Origin of the sequence: Pigmentiphaga litoralis, assembly GCF_013408655.1 — a bacterium.
In the GTDB taxonomy this organism is placed as follows: Bacteria; Pseudomonadota; Gammaproteobacteria; order Burkholderiales; family Burkholderiaceae_B; genus Pigmentiphaga; species Pigmentiphaga litoralis_A.
The window spans coordinates 1826945-1846684 of record NZ_JACCBP010000001.1; the positions used below are offsets into that span (position 1 = coordinate 1826945).

The following is a 19740-nucleotide window of genomic DNA, read 5'->3' on the forward strand; positions in this document are numbered from 1 at the left end:
CCATCCGTTGTTCCATCATCAGGCGCGTTTCCTTTCAGAGACCAGGGCGGGTGCAATCACAGGCGCTTCGCCAATCGCGGCTTCGGTGGTACGTCGCGTCACGATAGGCGCGGTCACCGGAGCGACCGGGGCCAGCGAGCGGTAGAGTTCAATGTATTTGGCCGCGGACGATTCCCAACCGAAGTTGGTCGTCATGCCGTTCTTCTGCATGGCGGTCCAGGCCTGCGGATTGCGGTACAGCGACACGGCGCGTTCCACTGCGGCCACCATCGCGTCCACGGTATCGCCATCGAACAGCACGCCGGTGGCGTCACCAATCGATGCGCCTTCGGCCAGCGGCGCGTCCTTGATCGTGTCGGCCAGCCCGCCGATGCGCGAGGCAACCGGGATCGTGCCGTACAGGATCGAGTAGATCGGCGTCAGGCCAAACGGTTCGAAACGGCTGCCATGCAGCAGGATGTCGGCGCCGGCGTGCAGCAGGTGGGCGCTGCGTTCGTCGTAGCCCACATTGATCGCAAAGCGGAACGGATAACGTTCCTGCAGGGCGCGCAACCCGTCTTCAATGTGCTTTTCACCGCAGCCCAGCACCGCGATCTGCATGCGGGGATGGGCGTCCAGCAGGCGCGGGAAGGCGTCGATCGTCAGATCGGCCATCTTTTGCGAGGTCAGGCGGCTGCCCATGACCATCAGCGGCGCTTCGGGATCGGTCGTCAGGCCGAACATCTGCTGCAGTTCGAGCTTGTTGCGGATCTTGCCGCGCATGTCCATTGCCGAGAAATGCGAGGTCAGGAAAGGATCGGTCGCCGGATCCCAGATATCGGAATCAATCCCGTTAGGAATGGCCGACAGGTCGTCCTTGCGGTGATTCAGGAGGCCATCGAGACCGTTGCCAAATTCCGGCGTCAGGATTTCCTTGGCGTAGGTGTCGCTGACCGTGGTGATACGGTCGGCGTAACGCAGCCCTGCCTTCAGGAAACTCAGCTGACCCCAGAATTCCGCGCCATCGCTGCCACGATAGGAATGCGGAACGCCCAGGGCATCGGCGGTTTCCATGGGAAACACGCCCTGGAATGCCAGGTTATGAATGGTGATGATGCTTTTTGGACGCTTGATGCCGGCGGCATGCAGGAACAGCGGCGTCATGCCGGCGTGCCAGTCATGGGCGTGCACGATGTGCGGCACGCGGATGGGCGTCTCGCCGGTCGAAATACGCGTGGCAGCCTGGGCCAATGCGGCAAACCGCAGGGCGTTGTCGCCCCATTCGCGGCCGTCGGCGTCCAGATACGGGCTACCGTCGCGCACGTATAGCGCGTCGTTGCGCAGCAGCAGCACGGGCACTTCAAATTCAGTGATCCATCCGGACATCACCGTTGCATCGCCGCCAATCAGTCCGGGCAGGCTAGCCACTTCCTTGAGATCGGTGGCGTGATCCAGCGCGCTTTGGTAGGCAGGCATCAGGATCGTTGCGTCAACCTGCGCTTCGCGCAGCGCACGGGCCAGGCCACTCACGGCATCGCCCAGACCACCGGTCTTGGCGAGAGGCAGCGCCTCGGAAGTTACTAGCAGGACTCTAGGCAACAAGATGTTTCTCCGGAAAATCGCCTGACGATGGCAGCGTAGGGACAGCATTCGGTCTTCGAGGCCGTGCGTTCCTGCGCGTGTCGTGGTGCACCTGCACCATTTGCGTCGACTCCCCGGTCAAAAGTTACCCTGCAAGGTAAGACTTACACAGCCCGGGAAGGCTTTATGCGAGAACGTCCGGCTTTCCAACTTCAATTGCAATATACGTGCCAGGTTTTCCCGTAGATATCATTCTTCCGGTTTAGGCCGTTTGATAAACCCTTGAATTTGCAGGGATTGCTGCGCTGCAAAAGGATTTAGACCCCCACCATTTGTTGATCTGCAAGGGTTTCGCGCTCATCCACGAATGCAACCGGATGCGTCACGAATCTCACGCACCTTGGTCGTGAGAAACGCACGCGACCGTGAATGTGCGACGCGATGTTGCAGCGCAGCAAATTCACGGATGAGCTGCCTGCTGCTCATCCATGACGCCGCTTTTTACGACGCTGCCCGCAGCTTGCCAGCGCCCTTATTGTCCCGTGCCATGAACACCCGCTGCAGCACGATCGACACCACCACCAAGGCAACGGCAACACCAGCCACCATGGCGAACGATTCCGGACTCGGGTCACGCATGGCCGACGCCACGTTATGGGCAAAGATGACGGTAATGACGATGCCGGGACCCATGCCGATCAGCGTGCCCAGCATGTAGTCCTTCACTTTGATCTGTGACGCCCCGGCAATCACATTCACCAGGGTGAAAGGCGCCACCGGCAAGAGGCGCAAGATGATCATCGCCACCAATCCGCGCTTGGCGATCTGCTTGCTCATATTGTTGATGCGCGTGCCAGCCAGCTTGCGCACGGTGTCCCGGCCTAGCCAGCGGCCGATCCAGTAGGTCACGATGGCGCTTAGCAGCGTTCCACCCAGGGCATACAGCCCGCCCATGGTGGCGCCAAAGACCACCCCGGTCACCACGATCAGTATCGTGATCGGGATCGAAAACAGCCCCGCCAGCACATAGCCGCCCATCACCACCAGCGGCGCACTGGGCAGATTGCTGAAACCGCGCGCCAACCGGGTCAGCGCATTGACTTCCAGGTAGTCGGCCAGTGGCGTCCATTTCCAGATGACGGTCAGGGCGATGAAGAACAGCGCCAGGCCGCCCACGGCCAGGTAGCGTTTGCGTTTGGACGCGGCAGGTTCGACCGGGACGAACTGGCGAACCAGCGCGTCCGGCTCCAGCGGCTGTTCCGGCTCCAGCTGCGCAGAAGGCGGAATGCTCGCGTCCAGGGTTGCATCCACGGTGGGATCCAGCACGGCCAGCGTCCGGCCTTCACCCAGCAAGCTGTCGATCGTTTCCAGCAGGCGTTCGGGTGCCGCTTCGGCCAGCCGCGCTTCCGGACACCCCAGGTGTTCGGCCAGCAGGCAATTGCGCATGCGGGCAATCGCCTGGCGCACACGGGGCTCGCCACGTGACTCCAGGATGATGCTGCACTCGCTGTCCAGCGACATCGACCGGTTGCTCAGGTTGGCCGAACCGACACAGAGCAGGTCGTCGTCAAAAATGGTCAGTTTGCTGTGGATGTTCAGGCTCTGGCCATTCGCGCCAGGCAGCTCGGCGCTGAACAGCCGGTAATGCCCGCCGCGGTCGGCCGCCATCATGCGGTGGTGCAGCCGGGCCCGCAGCACCGACACGTTGGCCTCTTCCAGCCAGCCGCTGCCCGCCTTGCGCGACACGACCACGGTCTGGGGCGCGTCACCCGCGCCCAGCCGGTCGATCAGCGCCTGCCCCACCATATTGGATGTGAAGTATTGGCTTTCGATATAGATCGACCGCCGCGCCGCGGCAATCGCATCCAGGTGGAACTGCAGCAATTCCTGCACGCCCGGCCGCCCGGCGTGGGCCGGTTCCGTCCGCGCGATGCCCACGTGGACCTTTTCGATATCCGGCGGGTACGAATCGGGCCAGGGGTCCAGCGGCTGGCGCGGCGACGCGCGGCGCCGGCTGATGGTACGGCCGGTCGCCCGTCGCCACCGTTCGCGCACCAGTTCGCCCATCGCGCGCGCGGCCTTGCCATCAAACATGGCCTGCACGTCGTGCAGCGGGGCGTACTGGGTACCGTGCGAATCCTGGCGCAGCGGGGATTCCGGAATATGGTCGGACGTATCCCACCGGCCGCGCGTCAGGTCCATGCCGCCTACAAATGCCAGCGCGTCATCGACCACAATGATTTTCTGGTGATGCGCGCCGCCCAGCGGATGACGTCCATCCATGCCGAAGATGATCCGGCGATGCGCCTTCCAGCCCAGCTTGAATACCGGCCGCCATTCCCGCTCCATGGCATAGAGCATGGAAAAGTCCCAGCTCAGCACATAGATATGCAGCTGCGGATTCTGGTTCGCCGCCGCGTGCAGCAGCGCATTCAGCGATTCCGGATACCCGTCCCCTGCCCCGCCCGGCCGCAACCGCAGCTCGCTGTCGATATCCCAGCCAATGATGAACAGGGAGTGGCGCGCATTGATGATCGCTTCCCGCACTGCATGAAAAAAGGCATCGCCGTCAACGAGCAGGCGGAAGCGGTCGGCCTCTTCCACGCGCCAGCAATTGCGGTCGGGAATCAGCATCCGGGGTGCACTGTCGGAGACGGGAGGGGTGGCGGACATACGGGGCTCGATGGGATGGCGGCGAGGGCCAGAGGCCTTCTGACCACCTACTTTACGCGCTGCAACGGTCCAGCACCCCGAAACGCTCACCTTATGTCACAGCCCTAACAGAATTAGGCCTTGCGACACATCCCGGCCCGAATCCGCGGTTTTTGTGCGACGCCGCACCCTGGCCGCGCAAGGCGTCGGCGCGGACCTTCGGGTACATTGGCGCAAAGACGCCGCGCCCCTGGCGCGGTCCGAATCGACATGGCGCGGCTTTGTGCCGCGCACCGCCTGAATGAGTGTTTCCATGACGTCTTCCAGCCATCAGCCCAGCGACGCGCTTCTGGCGCTTGCCTCGAAATTGTTCGACCTGGCTCGCCAGGGCGACACCGCCACCCTGACCGCCTACCTGGACGCTGGCGCGCCGGCCGACCTGACCAATGACAAGGGCGACAGCCTGGTCATGCTGGCCGCGTATCACGGCCATGCCAGCACGGTAAAGGCCTTGCTGGATCACGGTGGCGATCCGAACCGGATCAACGACCGGGGCCAGAGCCCCCTGGCCGGCGCCGTGTTCAAGAATGCCGCCGACGTGGTGCGCGTGCTGTTGGACGCGGGCGCGGACCCGACGTTCGGGCATCCGTCGGCACTGGAGACGGCGCGCATGTTCGCGCGGACCGACATGCTGAACACGACGTCCCACTGAATACCGGTAAAAACTGCTGAGGCATGACAATGCCTGCACGAATTACAAAATGACAATGCCCGGTGAGAAACCGGGCATTGTCATTCAGTGCTTCAGCAACCGCTGACGGCGGGTGTTCCGTCAGCCGTTCGGGGTCATATGCGACCCATGAGCACCAGGATCAGAACGATCACCAGGACCAGACCAATACCACCGCTCGGGCCGTAGCCCCAGCTACGGCTATGGCCCCAGCTGGGAATGGCGCCGATCAACAACAGTACGAGGATGACCAGAAGGATGGTGCCGAGCATTTTTGTTCTCCTTGGGCGCCGCCCCGTGTGGGACGGAAGCGGCAGTGGCGTGTGGGTACAGCTGCCTGTTGCTCAGCATTAATCGTTCCCGGGTGCTTTCCGTGCGTATCGGGTGATGGTTCCGACGCGCTCCGCGGCGGGGCATCTGCCTCTGCCGTGGTGCCGGTTGCACCAAGTCGGACGCTTCAGGCCAGGGCCAACCCCAGGCTTGCCGGGGGCGCGGTGTTTTGGCACGCTTACTGCTTGAACGTAGCGGTATACAAGATGGTTCCTTTATCTCTCTCGGAGTACGTGCATGGATGATGCCCTCAAGGCGTATGTCGACGCGGGTCTGGCCCTTCAGGGGTTCCGACTCGACGCCGCGACCACCGACGAAATCGCGTTGCAGTTTTCGCGTATCCAGGCGATCGCGTCTACCTTCATCGACAAGGAACTGCCCGTGTCGCTCGAATCCGCGGCGGTGTTCCGCCCATGACGATGTCCGCACTTGCCATCGCCGCCCAGGTCCGTGACGGATCCCGCACGGCCGCTTCCTTTCTTGAAGAAACCATTGCCCGCATCGAAGCGCGCGATGGCGACTTCAACGCCTTTACCGAACTGACCTTGGCCCGCGCCCGGCGCGACGCTGCCGACATTGACGCCCGGCGTGCGCGGGGCGAGACCTTGCCGCCGCTGGCCGGCGTACCGTTTGCCGTCAAGAATCTGTTCGACATCGACCAGGTCGTGACCACGGCGGGCGCCAAGGTCAACCAGGGCAACCCGCCTGCCGACGCCGACGCCGTGCTGGTGGCGCGCCTGAAAGACGCCGGCGCCGTGCTGCTGGGCGCCCTGAACATGGACGAACACGCCTACGGCTTTACTACCGAAAACACGCATTACGGCGCGGCGCATAACCCGCACGACCTGACCCGGATCGCCGGCGGATCGTCGGGTGGCAGCGGCGCGGCGGTGGCGGGCGGCCTGGTGCCGATCACGCTGGGGTCCGACACCAACGGGTCGATCCGGGTGCCGGCATCCTTGTGCGGCGTGTTCGGTCTCAAGCCGACCTTTGGCCGCCTGTCGCGCCGGGGCAGCTTCCCCTTCGTGGGCAGCCTGGATCACCTGGGCTGCTTTGCCGGCAACGTGGCCGACCTGGCCGCTGCCTACGACGCCATGCAGGGTCCCGATCCTGCCGATCACGCCTGCGCGCAGCGCCCGGCTGAAGCCGTGTCCGCCACAGTGGCGAATGGACTGAAGGCCGGCGCCCGGGTGGCGGTGCTGGGCGGCTACTTCCATGACTGGGCCAACGCGCCCGCACGCGAAGCCGTCCGACTGGCCGCCGAAGCCTTGGGCGCCACCACCGTGGTGGAACTGCCCGGCGCCGAACAGGCCCGCGCCGCGGCCTTCATCATTACCGGGGCCGAAGGCGGCGCGCTGCATCGCCAGCGCCTGCTGACCCATTACGCCGACTACGAACCCGCGTCGCGCGACCGCCTGGTCGCCGGCACGCTGATCCCGGCCAACTGGGTGGTCCAGGCCCAGCGCATCCGCCAGAAGTTCTATGAAGAAGCCAGCCGCCTGCTGCAGGACTACGACGTCCTGATCGCCCCCGCAACGCCCGTGGCCGCCACCACCATCGGCGCCGAATGGGTGACGATCAATGGCCAGAAGCTGCCGTGCCGCGCCAGCATGGGCCTGCTGACGCAGCCGATTTCGTGCATCGGCCTGCCCGTCTGCACCGCGCCGCTGTGGCCCGGCATCGGCGAGGACCCGCACCTGCCGCTGGGCGTGCAGCTGATCTCGGGCGCCTGGCGTGAAGCGGATGCCCTGGCGGCGGCGCGGACCCTGGAACTCGCGGGTATTTCTGCCGTGCGGGACGTGTGATCCCGGTGCGCGCAGTCGCCGCCGGCCGCCGCAAGGCGTCGCCCGCCACGCTGGCGGACGGCGTCTACGCCCGCCTGAAAGAAGAGCTGTTCGACTTCCGGCTGATCCCGGGCGACCGGTTTTCGGAAACCGAAGTGGCCGAGCGCCTGGGGGTCAGCCGCACTCCGGTGCGCGAAGCGCTGTTCCGGCTTCAGCACGAAGGCTATCTGGACGTGCACTTTCGCAGCGGGTGGTCGGTCCGGCCGTTCGACTTCGAACTGTTCGACTACCTGTATGACCTGCGGACCGTGCTGGAAGGCGCGGCCATCGACCGGCTATGCAACAAGGATTTGCCGCAAGGCCGGTTGGACAGCCCTGCCCTGCTCGCGCTCAAGGATATCTGGCTGGTGAACAAATCCGCCAGGCTGAGCGATGGCAAGCGGCTGGCCGAACTGGACGAAGCGTTTCATCGTGAGCTTGTGCTGGCCGCTGGCAATCCGGAAATGGCGCGGGTGCATCTGGAAGTGACCGAGCGCATCCGGATCGTGCGGCAACTGGATTTCACGCAGCCCTTGCGAGTCGAGAAGACCTACGACGAACATGCCCAGGTGCTGCGGGCGATCCTGAAACGCAAGCCGGAAGAAGCCCGGGCATTGATGGGGACCCACATTGCCGCCAGCGCGGCCGAAGTGCGCAAGATCACCCTGCACCGCCTGTACGCGGCGCGGCGGGAACACCCGGCCTGAGATGCAAAGCGTAACGTGGCATCCGCCGGGTTGGCCTATGCTCGGACTACCCCTTGCAGGTTGATCTCACGTTCATCTCACTCTTTGCGTGGAGCACTCACGATGTCCGTCCAGACCGGCACGCCCGCGGCCGACCTGAAAGCCGCCGCCGCGGAAATCCACCACTTGCTTTCCGACCTGTGCACAGGCCTTCCCCATGATCTCGTCGACGTCACGCAAGACGATCGGGGCATGTACAGCCTGTTGCTGTATGGCCTGGAGCAGGCGTATGAACCCAGCATCGAGCAATTGAAAGCCGACGTGCGGCAGCACTGCGCCACCTTCACGCCGCGCTACGCCACCGAGCAGCGACAGACGCTGAACGACGCGTTCAGAATCATCGCCCGACAGGCAGGGGTGCCGGAACAGGACCTGCAGCCGCTGCAGACGTCCGAACTGCTGAATGGGATGCTGATCATCATGTCGGACTCGACCCCCGTGGCCGCGTCGGATGACCCGATCCATCTGTATGCGGAAGCGTTGACGCGGCTCAAGCGCCGCCCAGCCTCCTGATCAATACACGTCGCGCCGGTAGCGGCCCGCTTCGGTCAGCGTGTCGAGCCGATCTTCTCCCAGTGTGCGAGTGAGGACCTCGGCAACGCCGCTTGCCATGCCCTGCAGACTGCCGCACACATAGATTGCAGCACCGTCGTCGACCCACTGGCGGATGTCGTCCGCGACTTCGGCCAGGCGGTCCTGAACATACCGTGCGCGGGCATTGCTGCCGCCGTCTCTGGAGAACACGAGGTCCAGGCGCGTCAGCACCCCTGCCTGTTGCCACGCGGCGATTTCCTCGGCAAAGAACTGGTCGTGGGCAGCGGTGCGTTCGCCGAACAGCAGCCAGTTGCGATGCTGCCCGGCGCGCGCGCGGGCCTTCAGGTGGGCGCGCAGGCCGGCCAGCCCCGTGCCGTTGCCGATCAGGATCATCGGGCCGTCGTCGGCGGGCGGATGGAAGCCGCGATTCTCTCGGATGCGCAGTGCGACCGTGGCGCCGACGGGGGCGTGTTGGGTCAACCAGCCGGATCCCAGGCCCAGGCGGCCGTCGGGATATCGCGTCTGGCGCACCAGCAATTGCAGCACGCCGTCGTCAGGCAACGAGGCGATGGAATATTCGCGATGCGGCAGCGGGGGCAAGTGGTCGAGCAGGGTTTGCAGGGTTTGCAGGGTGATGGGGGTGATGGGGGTGATGGGGGTGATGGGGGCGTGGGCGTGGGCGTGGGCGGCTGCGGCTGCGGCGGCGGCGTTTGGGGCACGGGCGGCGCTGGCGTCGCTACGCAGTCTTAGGGCCAGCGCGGCCACGGCCTCGTCGTCGTGAGGCAGCAGGCGCCCAGCCAGGATGTCGGCGATTCGCTCGCCAGAGGGAGTGGACACGGGCAAGGCGGTGGCCGTCGGCAAGGACGGGACTGGCGCCGTCGGCAGGGACGCGACTGGCGCCGTCGGCAAGGGCGTGGCCGGCGCCTTCGGCACGGGCGTGGCCGCGTCCATCTGCAAGGAAGCTTCGGGCGCCGAAGGCATGGCAAAGGTGATCGCTCCGCCCTTGTCCGAGCCCGCGCGCGCTTCCGGAGCCCACCCCAGCGCCGCCATCACCCGCTGCACTTCCGCGTCGGACTGCCGCGGACCGATTTCGGCAATGTCCCCGGCCTGCCAGGACGGCATGCCTTCAGTCGCCACCAGGCTGACCAGGAACGCCGGGCCGCCCGGACTGCCCGGGTTCAGATGTTCGCGCGCCAACAGCCGCCAGGGCGCGTAGACAGGCGTCGTCCAGTCGGCCATCTCGGCATTGCCGCTCAACACGCCCAGGTACTGCTGCCAATGGCGCAAGTCGTCTGCGCTACCGTTGTCCACCTGGACGGTGTCGAACAGCGGCTGCGCGCCGTGCCGATGCAGCCACCCATCCAGCGCGCTGCCAAAGGCGCAGTAATGCGCATAGCTGCGATCGCCCAACGACAGCACGCCATACGACAAGCCGTGCAGGTCCACGGCGCCCCGCATCACGCGGCGAGCAAAGCCCACGGCGGTGTCCGGGGCATCGCCCTCGCCCGTCGTGCTGACGACGAACAAGGCCCGCTTCGTGGCCGACAGCTGCGCCGCATCCAGCGCAGACAGGGGCAGCACCGTCACCGCCATACCGGCGGAGTGCAGCGTGTCGGCGGTCTGCCAGGCAAGCTGTTCCGCAAAGCCGGTCTGGCTGGCGTACGCGATCAGCAAGGGCGAACCGGCGATTTGGTCCCGTGAATCCGCTGGATGCTGTGAATCCGCGGGGTCCTGTAAATCCGCGGGGCCCTGTGCGTCCTGTGAATCTGCTGGGTTCTGAAAATTCTGCGGGCCTTGCATCCGGCCGCCCGAGGCAGCGGGCGACCGACGCCGCCCATCCTGTCCCTTGCCAGGCAAAGCCTGCCCGGCCCGCCCTTGCCTCGCGATTCCCACCCGCCCATGCGCCTGCGCGGCCGCGCGGCGGCGCAGCGCCACCACGCCGCAAAAGGCCACGTAGGCCAGCACGACCAGAACCGCCGCCACCCAACGCCGCGCCGGGTCGGCCAGCGGCGCCATCCCCGCCGCCACGCCCCACGCCCCCGCGATCAATACCGCAAGCACTCCATAAGCAAGGCGCGTCATGACGCCATCGCCAGGAACGCCGGCGTCAGCACTTCGCGCCATCCCTTGCCCTCGCGCACCACGAACCGCGCGGCCAGTCCGTTGCGTCCGGCCCAGGCAGGGCCATCCTGCTCGCCCAGCACAGTCAGCGCCGTGGCCAGCGCGTCGGCCACCATACATTCCGGGTGCAGGACAGTGACCGATGCCACGCGCGACGCCACGGGGTAGCCAGTGCGCGGGTCAATGGTGTGGCTGAAGCGTTCGCCGTTCACTTCGAAGTAGCGCCGATAGTCGCCGGACGTGGCCACGGCCAGGCCGTGCAGCGCCACCAGTGTCCGGGGCAGATGAGCCGATACGCCGCCACGGGCATCGAGCACCAGGCCGCTGTCATCCTCGGGATCCACTCTCTGCTCCAAGGAATCCGCTGCGCCAGCAGAGCCGTCCGCACCCACCCCGGCACCCACCCCGGCACCCGCCCCTGCATTCAGCGTCACCAAGCCCACCCCTGCATTCAGCATCCCCAAGCCCACCTCGGCACCTGAGCCTCCGTCGTCGGCGGGCGCTTCCAGTTCCACCCACCAGGGTTCGCCGCTGGGCTTGGCGCCCACGCCGCGCAGTTCGCCGCCGACTTCAACCAGCGCATGCGCATGTCCCAGCCGCCGCAGCAGCTTGACCAGATGGTCCACGCCATACCCTTTCGCCACGCCGGACAGGTCCACGCTTACCCCACCGGGCTGCCAGGCGCGCCGCGTGGCGGGGTCCAGCTTGATCGCGGCCCAGCCCTGCTGGCGCCGCGCCGCGTCGATCGCCACGTTGGCCGGCGGCGCCGACACGGCGCCCAGCGGGCCGAAGCCCCACAGGTCCACCAGCGGCCCCACGGTCGGGTCGAACGCGCCGCCACTGTTGCGCGCCACGGTCAGGGCGTAGTCCAGCACCGTATAGAACGGTTCGGGCAGGGTGTGCCAGGTGCCGGCCGGTGCCGCGTTGAAGCGGCTCAGGTCGGACTCCGGGTCCCAGGTGCTCATTTGCAGGACCACCTCGTCCAGGGCGGCCTGGATGGCTCCCCACAGAACGGCCCGGGCGCCGGGCAGCGCGTCAGCCAGCGGCAGCACGACGGTGACCGACCAGGTGGTCCCCATGGTGTCGCCCGACAGCACCACCGGCGCGGCATCGGCCGCCGGCGGGGGCAGATCGGCGGGGGAAATGGCCAGGGGAATCAGAATTCGCGTCATTGATACGACGACGCCCGCTGCCGCAGGAACGGGGCAGCGGGCGTCGGTTTTCCTACCGGCAGATGAATCAGGATTTACAGGCCGATCACTCGGGCAGCACTTCGAACGTCGCGGCATAGGTCGCGCGGCGTTCCTTGGCCGGGGGGGCGGCCTTGTCATCCTTGACCGACGCTTCGATCCAGTACATGCCCGGGCCCGGCCACTTGATCGAGAACTTGCCTTCAGCATCCGTGGTCGTCTTGGTGTCCTTGAGCTGGTCGCGATAGCGCACGCCGCCCGGAACAATCTCGACTTCCAGATTGGACGCCGGCTTGCCATCCAGCATGAAGCGGAAGTTGGCGGTGTCGCCCGACACCAGGTCGTTCGGATGCGTGATCGGCGCCAGTTCCAGGCCCTTGCCCGTGATGGCAAGCGCCTTGTCGGACGGTTTGCCTGCCGTCACGAAGACTTCGGTGCGGCCCGACGTCTGCGTCACGACCAGGCCCTCGGCGTTGGCCGGCACTTCCTTGGCGAACGCTTCGGGCGTGCCGCGCCACCGCTTCTGCTTGCCGTCTTCCTTGTAGCTGGCGAACATGCCGTTGTTGGCCACGGCCAGCTTGTAGGTGCCGGGCTGGGTCAGGTGCACGTCGAAGGTGCTGCGATAACGGCCGGTCGACGGGTTCTCGGCCTTGACGGGCGAGCCGTCCGGACCGGTCACCGACAGATTCGTCAGCTGCATCGGAAAGTGTTCGAAGTAGAACAGGTCATTCGAGATGGCGGCGTCGACCGTCACCCACGGGTCCTGGCCCGACAGCACGGTGGCCGAGGGCAGCATCCACGCGCGGTGGGCCTGGGCGGCCGAGAACGGCAGGCAGACGGCAAGCGCAAGCGCGGCCCATGTCATCGAAGTCTTGGCGGAGTGTTTGATCATCGTGAGTCCTTTAAGGAAAGACGCGGCAAAGGTGGTTACGGGGACGGGTCGTTGCAAGCGTGTCGAAATCAGGGTTTGAGGTCGAGCGCGATCGCGCCCAGTTCATGCTCGCCCTTGACGGCAAGCGTCTCGGCCGACTTGGGCGGCCACTGGAAAGGCAGCCGCAGCAATTCACGCCCGCCGACTTCGCGCGCGGCTTCCACCACCAGCTGGTACTGCCCCGCCGGCAACCTGGCCATCGGCGCCTTGCCTTCCGTGAATGTCAGCCGATGTTCGCCAGCAGCCCGGGTAGCGCCACTGACGCCGTCGACCGGCATCGTCAGTTCCCGGCCGGTGCGGCGCCACCACTGGCGCATATCCTTGAGCCACTTGGTGCCTTCGTTCTCTTTCAACTTCATGTCGTACCAGACCGCCAGATTGCTTGCGACGGTCTGGTCCGGACCTTCGATCCACACGGCCACATAGGGGCGGTGGTATTCGGCCACATTCAGGCGAGGGATCTCGACCTTCACGGTCAGATCGGCCGCCTGCGCATGGCCAACAAGCAGTGTGGTCACGGCGGCGGGGATCAGAATACGCATGCAAACCTCGTCAATGGATGAAAACGATCGCCAGCACCACCGGTATCGCCACACCCAGCGCCACCATGGGCCAGGTGACGGGGCGATTGCGCGCGTGGAGCTGAAGCAGGAAGAGTCCGGTCACGCAAAAGACCAGACAGGCGACCGCGAAAATGTCGATGAACCATTTCCAGGCTTCGCCCGTACTGCGTCCCTTGTGCAGGTCATTGAAATACGAGACCCACCCGCGGTCGGTCTTTTCGAAGCTGTAGGCACCGTCGGTTCGATCGATGCTGACCCAGGCGTCGCCCCCCGGCCGCGGCAGCGCGACATACACCTCGTCATCGGTCCACTCGCCCACCTGGACATCGACGGATGCCGGCAACTGCCCGCTGAGCCACTGGGCCACGGCGTCGGGCAACGGCGCCTTGGCGGGCGACGGCGCAGTCGGCAACAAGGCCAGCAAGGGACCGGGCAGCTGCCCTTCTTTGGTCGTGACCTTGGGACGGGCTTCGATCTGCGCGGCATGATTCAGCGTGATGCCCGTGACCGAAAACGCGATCATGGCGACCAGGCAGATGGCCGAACTGATCCAGTGCCATTGATGCAGATGCTTGAGCCAGAACGACCGGCGTTGTTGTCCGGCAAATCGGTCAGACGGTGTGTCCATGAACGCCGGAAAGCACGTAAGAGTCAGAAGGCCGTCATGATAACAATTCTCAATCACCTTTGCCATGTTTGCCTGGAGCGAGCGCCCACAAACAAAAGCGCCCGTTGCGTGGATCCATACAGGACGCGGCGGGCGCAATCAGTACTTGCAGTTCAGGGGGCTGTCAGCCTGCGGGAAGAAGCTTCCCGATGACATCCAGCAGGTGATCGAACAACACCGGCTTGGCCAGATGGGCGTCGAAACCTTTGGCGCCGGCGCGCAGGTTCTCTTCCTTGCCCCAGCCGTAGCCCGACAACGCGATCGCCGGAATATCGGCGGTGCGCGGATCATCGCGCAAATGGGTCAGCAACTCATAGCCGTCCATGCCCGGCATGGCGATGTCTGAAATCAGCAGGTCGAAGTGTTGGCGCTCGACCTGTGCCAATGCCTGGTCGCCGCTGGAAGCGGTGACGACATCAGCGCCTTCGAGTTCGAGGAGTTCCGAAAAAGCGTCGAGTGCATCGACGGAATCATCCACGAGCAGGACACGCAGGCCGGACAGCGCCTCTGGCGTGCCAACGCCGGGGCCCGAGCTTGTTGTCATGGCAAATCCTGGAAAATCGTGCCGTGCGTAAGCACGGGGTGCGTCTCGGGGCCAGTTCATCGGACTCGCGGCGCGTGCTGCAAAGTCCGACGCCTTCCAAAGCGCCGTGCGGGCCGGCGCAGCGGAAGCAGGTTTATTCATCGCCTTCTAGACGAATACCTACCTTGAGACTCACCTGGTAGTGCGCGACTTTGCCGTCTTCGATGTGGCCACGCGTCTCCGTCACTTCGAACCAGGCCAGGTGGCGCAGTGTCTGCGAAGCGCGATTGATGGCGTTCTTGATGGCGTCTTCGATGGATTCGGTGGACGACCCGACGAGTTCGATCTGCTTGTAGACGTGCTCTGACATAACCACCTCCATTGTTGTATGTAAGGTCAGCACAGCAAGCGTCGTGCCCAACAGCATCCTGCAGCGCAGCGCAAGGCCTGGCGCTGACAACACGCACGCCAACGTCGCGAACATCGGCAGTTTGGGGTTATCTCACGCAAGAATTACCGATAGTCTGACACTCGCCTGAACCGATTGCGCACATCGCCCAGTTGAGTTGACGCACGGCCCAGGCATTGGTTAAGGTGGACCCATGTTGCGGCGCACCATGACGCCGCAGGAGCCATCTACCATGCCCAGAGGTCTTTTTGCTGCACTGCGCACCACACTCGATCACGCGGGAAAACGCGTGAAGGCCGTCGTCCAGGACGTGACCCTGCCCATCGTTCCGAAGATCACCCGCCCTTCAGCTGTCAAACGCGTCCCATCGGGATCGGCCGACGGCAAGGCCGACACCAGGTCGTCCCTCAGGTCCGCGAACAAATCCACGGCCGCGCCGGTTGCGCCGCGCCCGGTGCATGCACCCGAAGAACACGTGTTTGCTAACACGTCAGGGCGCCGCCGCTACCTGCTCTATGTGCCAAGCAGCTACCACGGGCAGTCGGTGCCGCTGATCGTCATGCTGCATGGCTGTACCCAGCTGTCGTCCGACTTCGGCATGGGTACCCGGATGAATGCGGCCGCCGAACGCGAAGGCTTTATCGTGGCCTACCCCGAGCAGCCTCGCGTGGCCAACATGTCCAAGTGCTGGAACTGGTTCAACCCGGAAGACCAGCAACGCGAGTCGGGCGAACCGTCGCTGATTGCCGGCATCACGCGCGAGGTGATGACATCGCACGCGATCGACCCGTCACGCGTGTTCATTGCCGGGCTGTCCGCCGGGGGGGCCATGGCAGCCATCATGGGTCACGCCTATCCCGATCTGTACGCTGCGGTCGGCGTGCATTCCGGATTGGCCTATGCGTCGGCCAACAGCGTGTCCTCGGCGCTGTCGGTCATGCGCGGCCATAGCGATGCGCAGCGTCCCGTGGCGACGGTGCCTGCGGCACCCCGTCTTCCGATCATCGCCTTTCAGGGGGATGCCGACGAAACGGTGCACCCGCAGAATGTCGAATGGTTGCTGTCCGACGTGACCGCCGCGGTGGGCAAGCCCGACCACATCGTGAGCGAAACCGGACAGGTCACCGGTGGGCACGCCTACACCCGCACCGTCTACCGAGACGGCCGGCGCGGCGTGCTGGCCGAACGCTGGGTGGTCCACGGCGGCGGGCATGCCTGGTTCGGCGGCGATCCGGGCGGCACCTATACCGATGATCTGGGCCCGGATGCCACACGCGAGATGATCCGGTTCTTCCTGGCTCATCCGAAAAAAGTCGAAAAAGCAGCAGCTTGACGGGAGTTGCCGCAACTTAGGCTGATGTTGCGGGCACTCTCACGTAAACGATGTAGTCCTCGCGGCGGATCGCCAGATCATCCAAATCCCCGCACGATACGGCCTCAGCGTCACAGTCCTTCAAAGGCGGCCCGTATCAATGACTACGCGACCCTCTTCGCGGCGACCTGCGCCAGTCCGGCTCGTTGCCGGATTCGCTCTCACTGTCGTAACACTCGCACTCTGGTCCCCGGCCGTATTGGCCACCGGCCCTTCGGCCGCGACCGAAACCTACAAGTATCAGGATCCTTACGGTAACTGGCGGACCATGACGGTCCCGGCCGGCATGGCCAAGTACTACTACTCGGCCCAGGGCCGCAAACCGCCGGAAGAGGCCAAGCCCAAGGTGGCGGTGGTCGTGCCGGCAACGGCTTGCCCACCGTGCAGCAGCACACCGGTCAAGGCGGAAGCCAAGACGACCGACGCTCCCAAAGTGGCGCGGCTGCAGGATCATCCGGGTCTGCATACCCTGAAAGACGTGATCGGCCAGGCCGCGAGCGTCACCGGGGTCGACCGCTTCCTGATCAGCGCCGTGATCGCCATCGAATCCGGCTTCCAGAAAGACGCTCGTTCGCCCAAGGGCGCGCTGGGCCTGATGCAATTGATGCCGCAGACCGCGATTTCGCTGGTCAGCGTCAAGAATATCGAAACGGCTCTGGTGGATCCCGCGACCAATGTGGGCGCCGGCGCGCGCCATCTGAAGCGCCTGATCGACATGTATCCCGGCCGGCTGGACCTGGCGCTGGCCGCCTATAACGCGGGCGAAGGGTCGGTTGCCAAGTACGCGGGCATTCCGCCATTTGCCGAAACGCAGGCCTATGTGCGCAACGTGATGGCGCTGTACCAGCTGTACGAAGCGGCCTACGCAGCAACCCATCCGCCCGCGCAGAAGCCTGGCCGCGCGACCGCCGTGCGTGCGTCGGCAACGCCCACGACAGCGTGGGCGCGGTCGATGCAGGTGGTGACGTCGGCGGAAGTGCGCTAGGCGCAGTCAGTTGCGCTGCATGCCTGCCACCAGCATGTCGACGTTATGTCGCATCATCGCCAGATAGGTGGACGCAGGTCCGCCGATGGCTGACAAGGCATCCGAGTACAACCTGCCGCCCACCTGCGCGCCCGTTTCGCGAGAAATCTGGTCCACCAGGCGGGGGTTGGCAATGTTCTCCAGGAACAATGCCTTGATCTTGTCCCGCCGCATCAGCCGGATGATGTCCGCCATATCACGCGCGCCCGCGTCCGCGTTGGTGCTGACGCCTGCCGCGGCCACCATCGTCACGCCATACCGGGCCGCGAAATACCCGAACGCGTCATGCGACGTAATGACCTTGCGTTGGGCGGCCGGCACCTGGGCGATGCGCTGCGTGATCCAGCCATCCAGCTCCGCCAACCGCGCCGTGTAGGCCGTGGCTCGCTCCGCGTAATAGCCGGCGCCGGCCGGGTCGGCGCGGGTCAGGCCGGAAGCAATGTTTCGTACATAGGTGACGACGTTGCGGGGATCCTGCCAGGCGTGGGGATCGATGGGACCGTGGTTGTGGTCACGGGCTTGATTGCGATCCCGGGCTTGGTTGTGATCGTGCTCGTGGTCGTCGTCCGGATCATGACTGTGGCCCGGATGCGCCTTGGCCGCTTTAGGTGCCGGCTGCGGCCGGGCCGGCAAGCCCTGCGACGCCTCGACAACAATCCGCCCTGCCGCGGCGCCGCCCGTGCTGACCAGCCGGTTCATCCAGCCATCGAACCCCAGGCCATGGATCACCAGCACGCGCGCCGACGCCACTGTCTTCACATCCTTGGGAGCCGGCTGGAACACGTGCGCGTCGCTGTCGCGGCCTACCAAGGTGGTCACGGCAACGCGGTCGCCCCCCACTTCATTCACAAGGTCACCCAGGATGCTGAAGCTGGCGACCACGGGAAGTCGGGACGATGGCGGGGCCGGCGGCGTGCTTTGGTCCGGAGCCTTCGCGGCGGGTTGCGCATACACGTCATTTGCCGATGCCATCACCGGCAGCATCGTTACGACGGCCAACGCCATCCATTTCTTGAACATAGGTTTTCCTTGTAAACATCGACGCCAGCAGCGACAGCAGGTACACCGATCCGGCCGTCAGCACGATTGCCGGACCCGACGGCAGATTGCCGTGGTACGACACCAGCAGTCCCACGTACGCCGACACCGCGGCGATCGCCATGGCAGCGCCGATCTGCCCGGGCAGGCTGCGCGCCCACAGCCGGGCGCTGACGGCCGGCAACATCATCAGTCCCACGGCCATCAGGGTGCCTAGCGCCTGGAAGCCCGCCACCAGGTTCAGCACGACCAGGCCCAGGAACACCCCGTGGCCCACCGCGCCGCTCTTGCCCAGGCTGCGCAGATAATCCGGGTCGAAACTGTCCACCACCCACATCCGGTAGAACAGGGCCAGCATCAACAGAGTCAGGCTCGTGACGCCGGCCAGGAACAGCAAGGCCCCGTCGTCAACGGCCAGCACCGATCCGAACAGGATGTGCATCAGGTCCAGATTGCTGCCCCATTTGGACACCAGCAGCACGCCCAGCGACAAGGAAATCAGATAGAAGGCGGCAAAGCTGGCGTCTTCCCGCAAGGCCCCGGCGCGCGTCACCGCGCCCGCGCCTATCATCACGGCCAGCCCCACCACCAGCCCGCCCAGGCTCATGGCCGTCAGCGACAGGCCAAACAGAATGAAGCCCAGCGCCGCGCCGGGCAGGATGGCGTGGCTTAGCGCGTCGCCGACCAGGCTCATGCGCCGCAGCACCAGGAACACGCCCACCGGCGCGCAGCCGATCGCCAACGCCAGACACGCCGCCAGGGCGTGCCGCATGAAGGCGAATTCGCTGAATGGCTGCCAGAGCAGTTCCGCAGCGGTCATGGCGCGGACCGGGGCGTAACAGGCGTCGTGGCAGCTATCGGCATGCGCTCAGCCGGCAGCACGTCGGCCGTCGCGCCCCAGGCCACCGGACCGCCCGCCAACAGCAGGGTCTGCGAAAAGTGCGCACGCACCATCCCCAGGTCGTGCAACACCGCGATCACCGTCCGGCCGTCCCGGCCCCAGGCCAGCACGAGGTCCAGCAGGACTTGTGTGGTGGACGCATCCACCGAGGCAAAGGGCTCGTCCAGCAGGAGCACGGGCGCGTCCTGCAGGCACACCCGCGCGAACAGCACACGCTGGAACTGCCCGACCGACAACGCGGCGATCGACCGCCCCGCCATCCCGGCCATGCCGACCGACGCCAGCGCCGCGTCGATCCGCCCGCGCAGACGCGGAAAGAACGCGCCGGCCCAGCCGCTATGGGCCCAGTCCCCCATGCCGACCAAATCGCCCACCGACAGGGGAAACGTGCGGTCCAACGCGGCCTGTTGCGGCAGATAGCCGACCTGGGCCGGGCCCAACCCGCCCCGGTCGACATGGCCCGACGCGCACGGCACCAGCCCGACCATCGCCTTGAGCAGCGAACTTTTGCCCGCGCCGTTGGCGCCGACAATCGCGGTCAGCGTGCCGGGCAGGAACGCGCCGGATACGGGCGCCAACGCCAGGTGCGGCCCGTACTCGACCGACACGTCATGCAATCGCAGCAT

At 65.5% G+C, this 19740-nt stretch carries 20 protein-coding genes; 7 read left to right on the forward strand and 13 right to left on the reverse strand.

All coding sequences use genetic code 11. From position 1 onward, the window contains the following. Positions 1-18: 18 nt before the first annotated feature. Entirely contained in the window at positions 19-1581 is a 1563-nt protein-coding gene (glgA, locus tag HD883_RS08105; RefSeq protein ID WP_179586599.1) for a glycogen synthase GlgA, read from the reverse strand. 480 nt (positions 1582-2061) lie between these two features. Next, positions 2062-4233: a VTT domain-containing protein gene (locus HD883_RS08110; RefSeq protein WP_179586597.1), complete on the reverse strand. Its 2172-nt coding sequence runs from the start codon at positions 4231-4233 to the stop codon at positions 2062-2064. Between the two features lie 292 nt (positions 4234-4525). Here HD883_RS08110 and HD883_RS08115 point away from each other — a divergent pair, with 292 nt between their 5' ends. Then, positions 4526-4924, forward strand: coding sequence for an ankyrin repeat domain-containing protein (locus tag HD883_RS08115; protein WP_179586596.1), 399 nt, complete (start codon positions 4526-4528; stop codon positions 4922-4924). Between the two features lie 134 nt (positions 4925-5058). On the opposite strand, the gene HD883_RS08120 is transcribed toward HD883_RS08115, so the two are convergent. After that, a complete protein-coding gene (locus HD883_RS08120) occupies positions 5059-5214 on the reverse strand; it encodes a DUF3309 family protein (protein WP_179586594.1) in 156 nt (51 codons plus the stop codon). Between the two features lie 295 nt (positions 5215-5509). Between HD883_RS08120 and HD883_RS08125 the strand changes: the two genes are divergently transcribed. The 4 genes from HD883_RS08125 (at position 5510) to HD883_RS08140 (ending at position 8354) form a co-directional block, all read left to right on the forward strand. Continuing rightward, positions 5510-5689: a DUF4089 domain-containing protein gene (locus HD883_RS08125; protein WP_179586592.1), complete on the forward strand. Its 180-nt coding sequence runs from the start codon at positions 5510-5512 to the stop codon at positions 5687-5689. Next, entirely contained in the window at positions 5686-7077 is a 1392-nt protein-coding gene (locus HD883_RS08130) for an AtzE family amidohydrolase (RefSeq protein ID WP_179586590.1), read from the forward strand. The genes HD883_RS08125 and HD883_RS08130 overlap by 4 nt, the downstream gene beginning before the upstream one ends. A 5-nt stretch (positions 7078-7082) precedes the next feature. After that, on the forward strand, positions 7083-7802 hold the full coding sequence (locus HD883_RS08135; protein ID WP_179586588.1) for a GntR family transcriptional regulator: 720 nt from the start codon (positions 7083-7085) through the stop codon (positions 7800-7802). A 102-nt stretch (positions 7803-7904) separates the two neighbouring features. Next, positions 7905-8354, forward strand: coding sequence for a hypothetical protein (locus HD883_RS08140; protein WP_179586586.1), 450 nt, complete (start codon positions 7905-7907; stop codon positions 8352-8354). Here the strand turns inward: HD883_RS08140 and HD883_RS27645 are convergent, their stop codons facing one another. The 7 genes from HD883_RS27645 to HD883_RS08180 form a co-directional block, all read right to left on the reverse strand. After that, positions 8355-10457, reverse strand: a complete 2103-nt coding sequence (locus HD883_RS27645) for a sulfite reductase flavoprotein subunit alpha (RefSeq protein ID WP_257022067.1) — start codon at positions 10455-10457, stop codon at positions 8355-8357. Beyond that, positions 10454-11668, reverse strand: coding sequence for an FAD:protein FMN transferase (locus HD883_RS08155; RefSeq protein ID WP_179586584.1), 1215 nt, complete (start codon positions 11666-11668; stop codon positions 10454-10456). Before HD883_RS08155 ends, HD883_RS27645 begins: the two co-directional genes overlap by 4 nt. A gap of 85 nt (positions 11669-11753) precedes the next feature. Next, positions 11754-12578 (reverse strand): DUF4198 domain-containing protein, encoded by an 825-nt coding sequence (locus tag HD883_RS08160; protein WP_179586583.1) that lies wholly within the window; start codon positions 12576-12578, stop codon positions 11754-11756. Positions 12579-12646: 68 nt separating this feature from the next. Further along, entirely contained in the window at positions 12647-13159 is a 513-nt protein-coding gene (locus HD883_RS08165; protein WP_179586581.1) for a DUF2271 domain-containing protein, read from the reverse strand. Positions 13160-13169: 10 nt separating this feature from the next. Continuing rightward, positions 13170-13808, reverse strand: a complete 639-nt coding sequence (locus HD883_RS08170; protein WP_179586579.1) for a PepSY-associated TM helix domain-containing protein — start codon at positions 13806-13808, stop codon at positions 13170-13172. A 163-nt stretch (positions 13809-13971) separates the two neighbouring features. After that, positions 13972-14391, reverse strand: coding sequence for a response regulator (locus HD883_RS08175; protein WP_179586577.1), 420 nt, complete (start codon positions 14389-14391; stop codon positions 13972-13974). Between the two features lie 133 nt (positions 14392-14524). After that, positions 14525-14740, reverse strand: a complete 216-nt coding sequence (locus HD883_RS08180) for a dodecin (protein WP_179586575.1) — start codon at positions 14738-14740, stop codon at positions 14525-14527. Positions 14741-15011: 271 nt separating this feature from the next. On the opposite strand from HD883_RS08180, the gene HD883_RS08185 reads away from it, so the two are divergent. Both HD883_RS08185 and HD883_RS08190 read left to right on the forward strand, forming a co-directional pair. Continuing rightward, positions 15012-16112 carry an extracellular catalytic domain type 1 short-chain-length polyhydroxyalkanoate depolymerase gene (locus tag HD883_RS08185; protein WP_179586573.1) on the forward strand — a complete coding sequence of 367 codons (1101 nt, stop codon included), beginning with the start codon at positions 15012-15014 and terminating at the stop codon, positions 16110-16112. A 307-nt stretch (positions 16113-16419) separates the two neighbouring features. Next, positions 16420-17136: a lytic transglycosylase domain-containing protein gene (locus HD883_RS08190; protein ID WP_257022069.1), complete on the forward strand. Its 717-nt coding sequence runs from the start codon at positions 16420-16422 to the stop codon at positions 17134-17136. Positions 17137-17142: 6 nt separating this feature from the next. Here the strand turns inward: HD883_RS08190 and HD883_RS08195 are convergent, their stop codons facing one another. Genes HD883_RS08195 through HD883_RS08205 form a run of 3 tightly spaced genes read right to left on the reverse strand, consistent with a single transcriptional unit; the run spans position 17143 to position 19740 of the window. Then, entirely contained in the window at positions 17143-18195 is a 1053-nt protein-coding gene (locus HD883_RS08195) for a metal ABC transporter solute-binding protein, Zn/Mn family (protein WP_257022070.1), read from the reverse strand. Continuing rightward, a complete protein-coding gene (locus tag HD883_RS08200; RefSeq protein WP_179586569.1) occupies positions 18131-19033 on the reverse strand; it encodes a metal ABC transporter permease in 903 nt (300 codons plus the stop codon). The genes HD883_RS08195 and HD883_RS08200 overlap by 65 nt, the downstream gene beginning before the upstream one ends. Further along, positions 19030-19740 (reverse strand): metal ABC transporter ATP-binding protein, encoded by a 711-nt coding sequence (locus HD883_RS08205; protein WP_179586567.1) that lies wholly within the window; start codon positions 19738-19740, stop codon positions 19030-19032. Before HD883_RS08205 ends, HD883_RS08200 begins: the two co-directional genes overlap by 4 nt.

Bases quoted from the DNA above. Each gene is read 5' to 3' on its own strand.
- HD883_RS08110 (WP_179586597.1), bottom strand. From the start codon at position 4,233: ATGTCCGCCACCCCTCCCGTCTCCGACAGTGCACCCCGGATGCTGATT.
- HD883_RS08115 (WP_179586596.1), top strand. From the start codon at position 4,526: ATGACGTCTTCCAGCCATCAGCCCAGCGACGCGCTTCTGGCGCTTGCC.
- HD883_RS08120 (WP_179586594.1), bottom strand. From the start codon at position 5,214: ATGCTCGGCACCATCCTTCTGGTCATCCTCGTACTGTTGTTGATCGGC.
- HD883_RS08125 (WP_179586592.1), top strand. From the start codon at position 5,510: ATGGATGATGCCCTCAAGGCGTATGTCGACGCGGGTCTGGCCCTTCAG.
- HD883_RS08130 (WP_179586590.1), top strand. From the start codon at position 5,686: ATGACGATGTCCGCACTTGCCATCGCCGCCCAGGTCCGTGACGGATCC.
- HD883_RS08140 (WP_179586586.1), top strand. From the start codon at position 7,905: ATGTCCGTCCAGACCGGCACGCCCGCGGCCGACCTGAAAGCCGCCGCC.
- HD883_RS27645 (WP_257022067.1), bottom strand. From the start codon at position 10,457: ATGACGCGCCTTGCTTATGGAGTGCTTGCGGTATTGATCGCGGGGGCG.
- HD883_RS08155 (WP_179586584.1), bottom strand. From the start codon at position 11,668: ATGACGCGAATTCTGATTCCCCTGGCCATTTCCCCCGCCGATCTGCCC.
- HD883_RS08160 (WP_179586583.1), bottom strand. From the start codon at position 12,578: ATGATCAAACACTCCGCCAAGACTTCGATGACATGGGCCGCGCTTGCG.
- HD883_RS08165 (WP_179586581.1), bottom strand. From the start codon at position 13,159: ATGCGTATTCTGATCCCCGCCGCCGTGACCACACTGCTTGTTGGCCAT.
- HD883_RS08170 (WP_179586579.1), bottom strand. From the start codon at position 13,808: ATGGACACACCGTCTGACCGATTTGCCGGACAACAACGCCGGTCGTTC.
- HD883_RS08175 (WP_179586577.1), bottom strand. From the start codon at position 14,391: ATGACAACAAGCTCGGGCCCCGGCGTTGGCACGCCAGAGGCGCTGTCC.
- HD883_RS08180 (WP_179586575.1), bottom strand. From the start codon at position 14,740: ATGTCAGAGCACGTCTACAAGCAGATCGAACTCGTCGGGTCGTCCACC.
- HD883_RS08185 (WP_179586573.1), top strand. From the start codon at position 15,012: ATGCCCAGAGGTCTTTTTGCTGCACTGCGCACCACACTCGATCACGCG.
- HD883_RS08190 (WP_257022069.1), top strand. From the start codon at position 16,420: ATGACGGTCCCGGCCGGCATGGCCAAGTACTACTACTCGGCCCAGGGC.
- HD883_RS08195 (WP_257022070.1), bottom strand. From the start codon at position 18,195: ATGTTCAAGAAATGGATGGCGTTGGCCGTCGTAACGATGCTGCCGGTG.
- HD883_RS08200 (WP_179586569.1), bottom strand. From the start codon at position 19,033: ATGACCGCTGCGGAACTGCTCTGGCAGCCATTCAGCGAATTCGCCTTC.
- HD883_RS08205 (WP_179586567.1), bottom strand. From the start codon at position 19,740: ATGCTGCGATTGCATGACGTGTCGGTCGAGTACGGGCCGCACCTGGCG.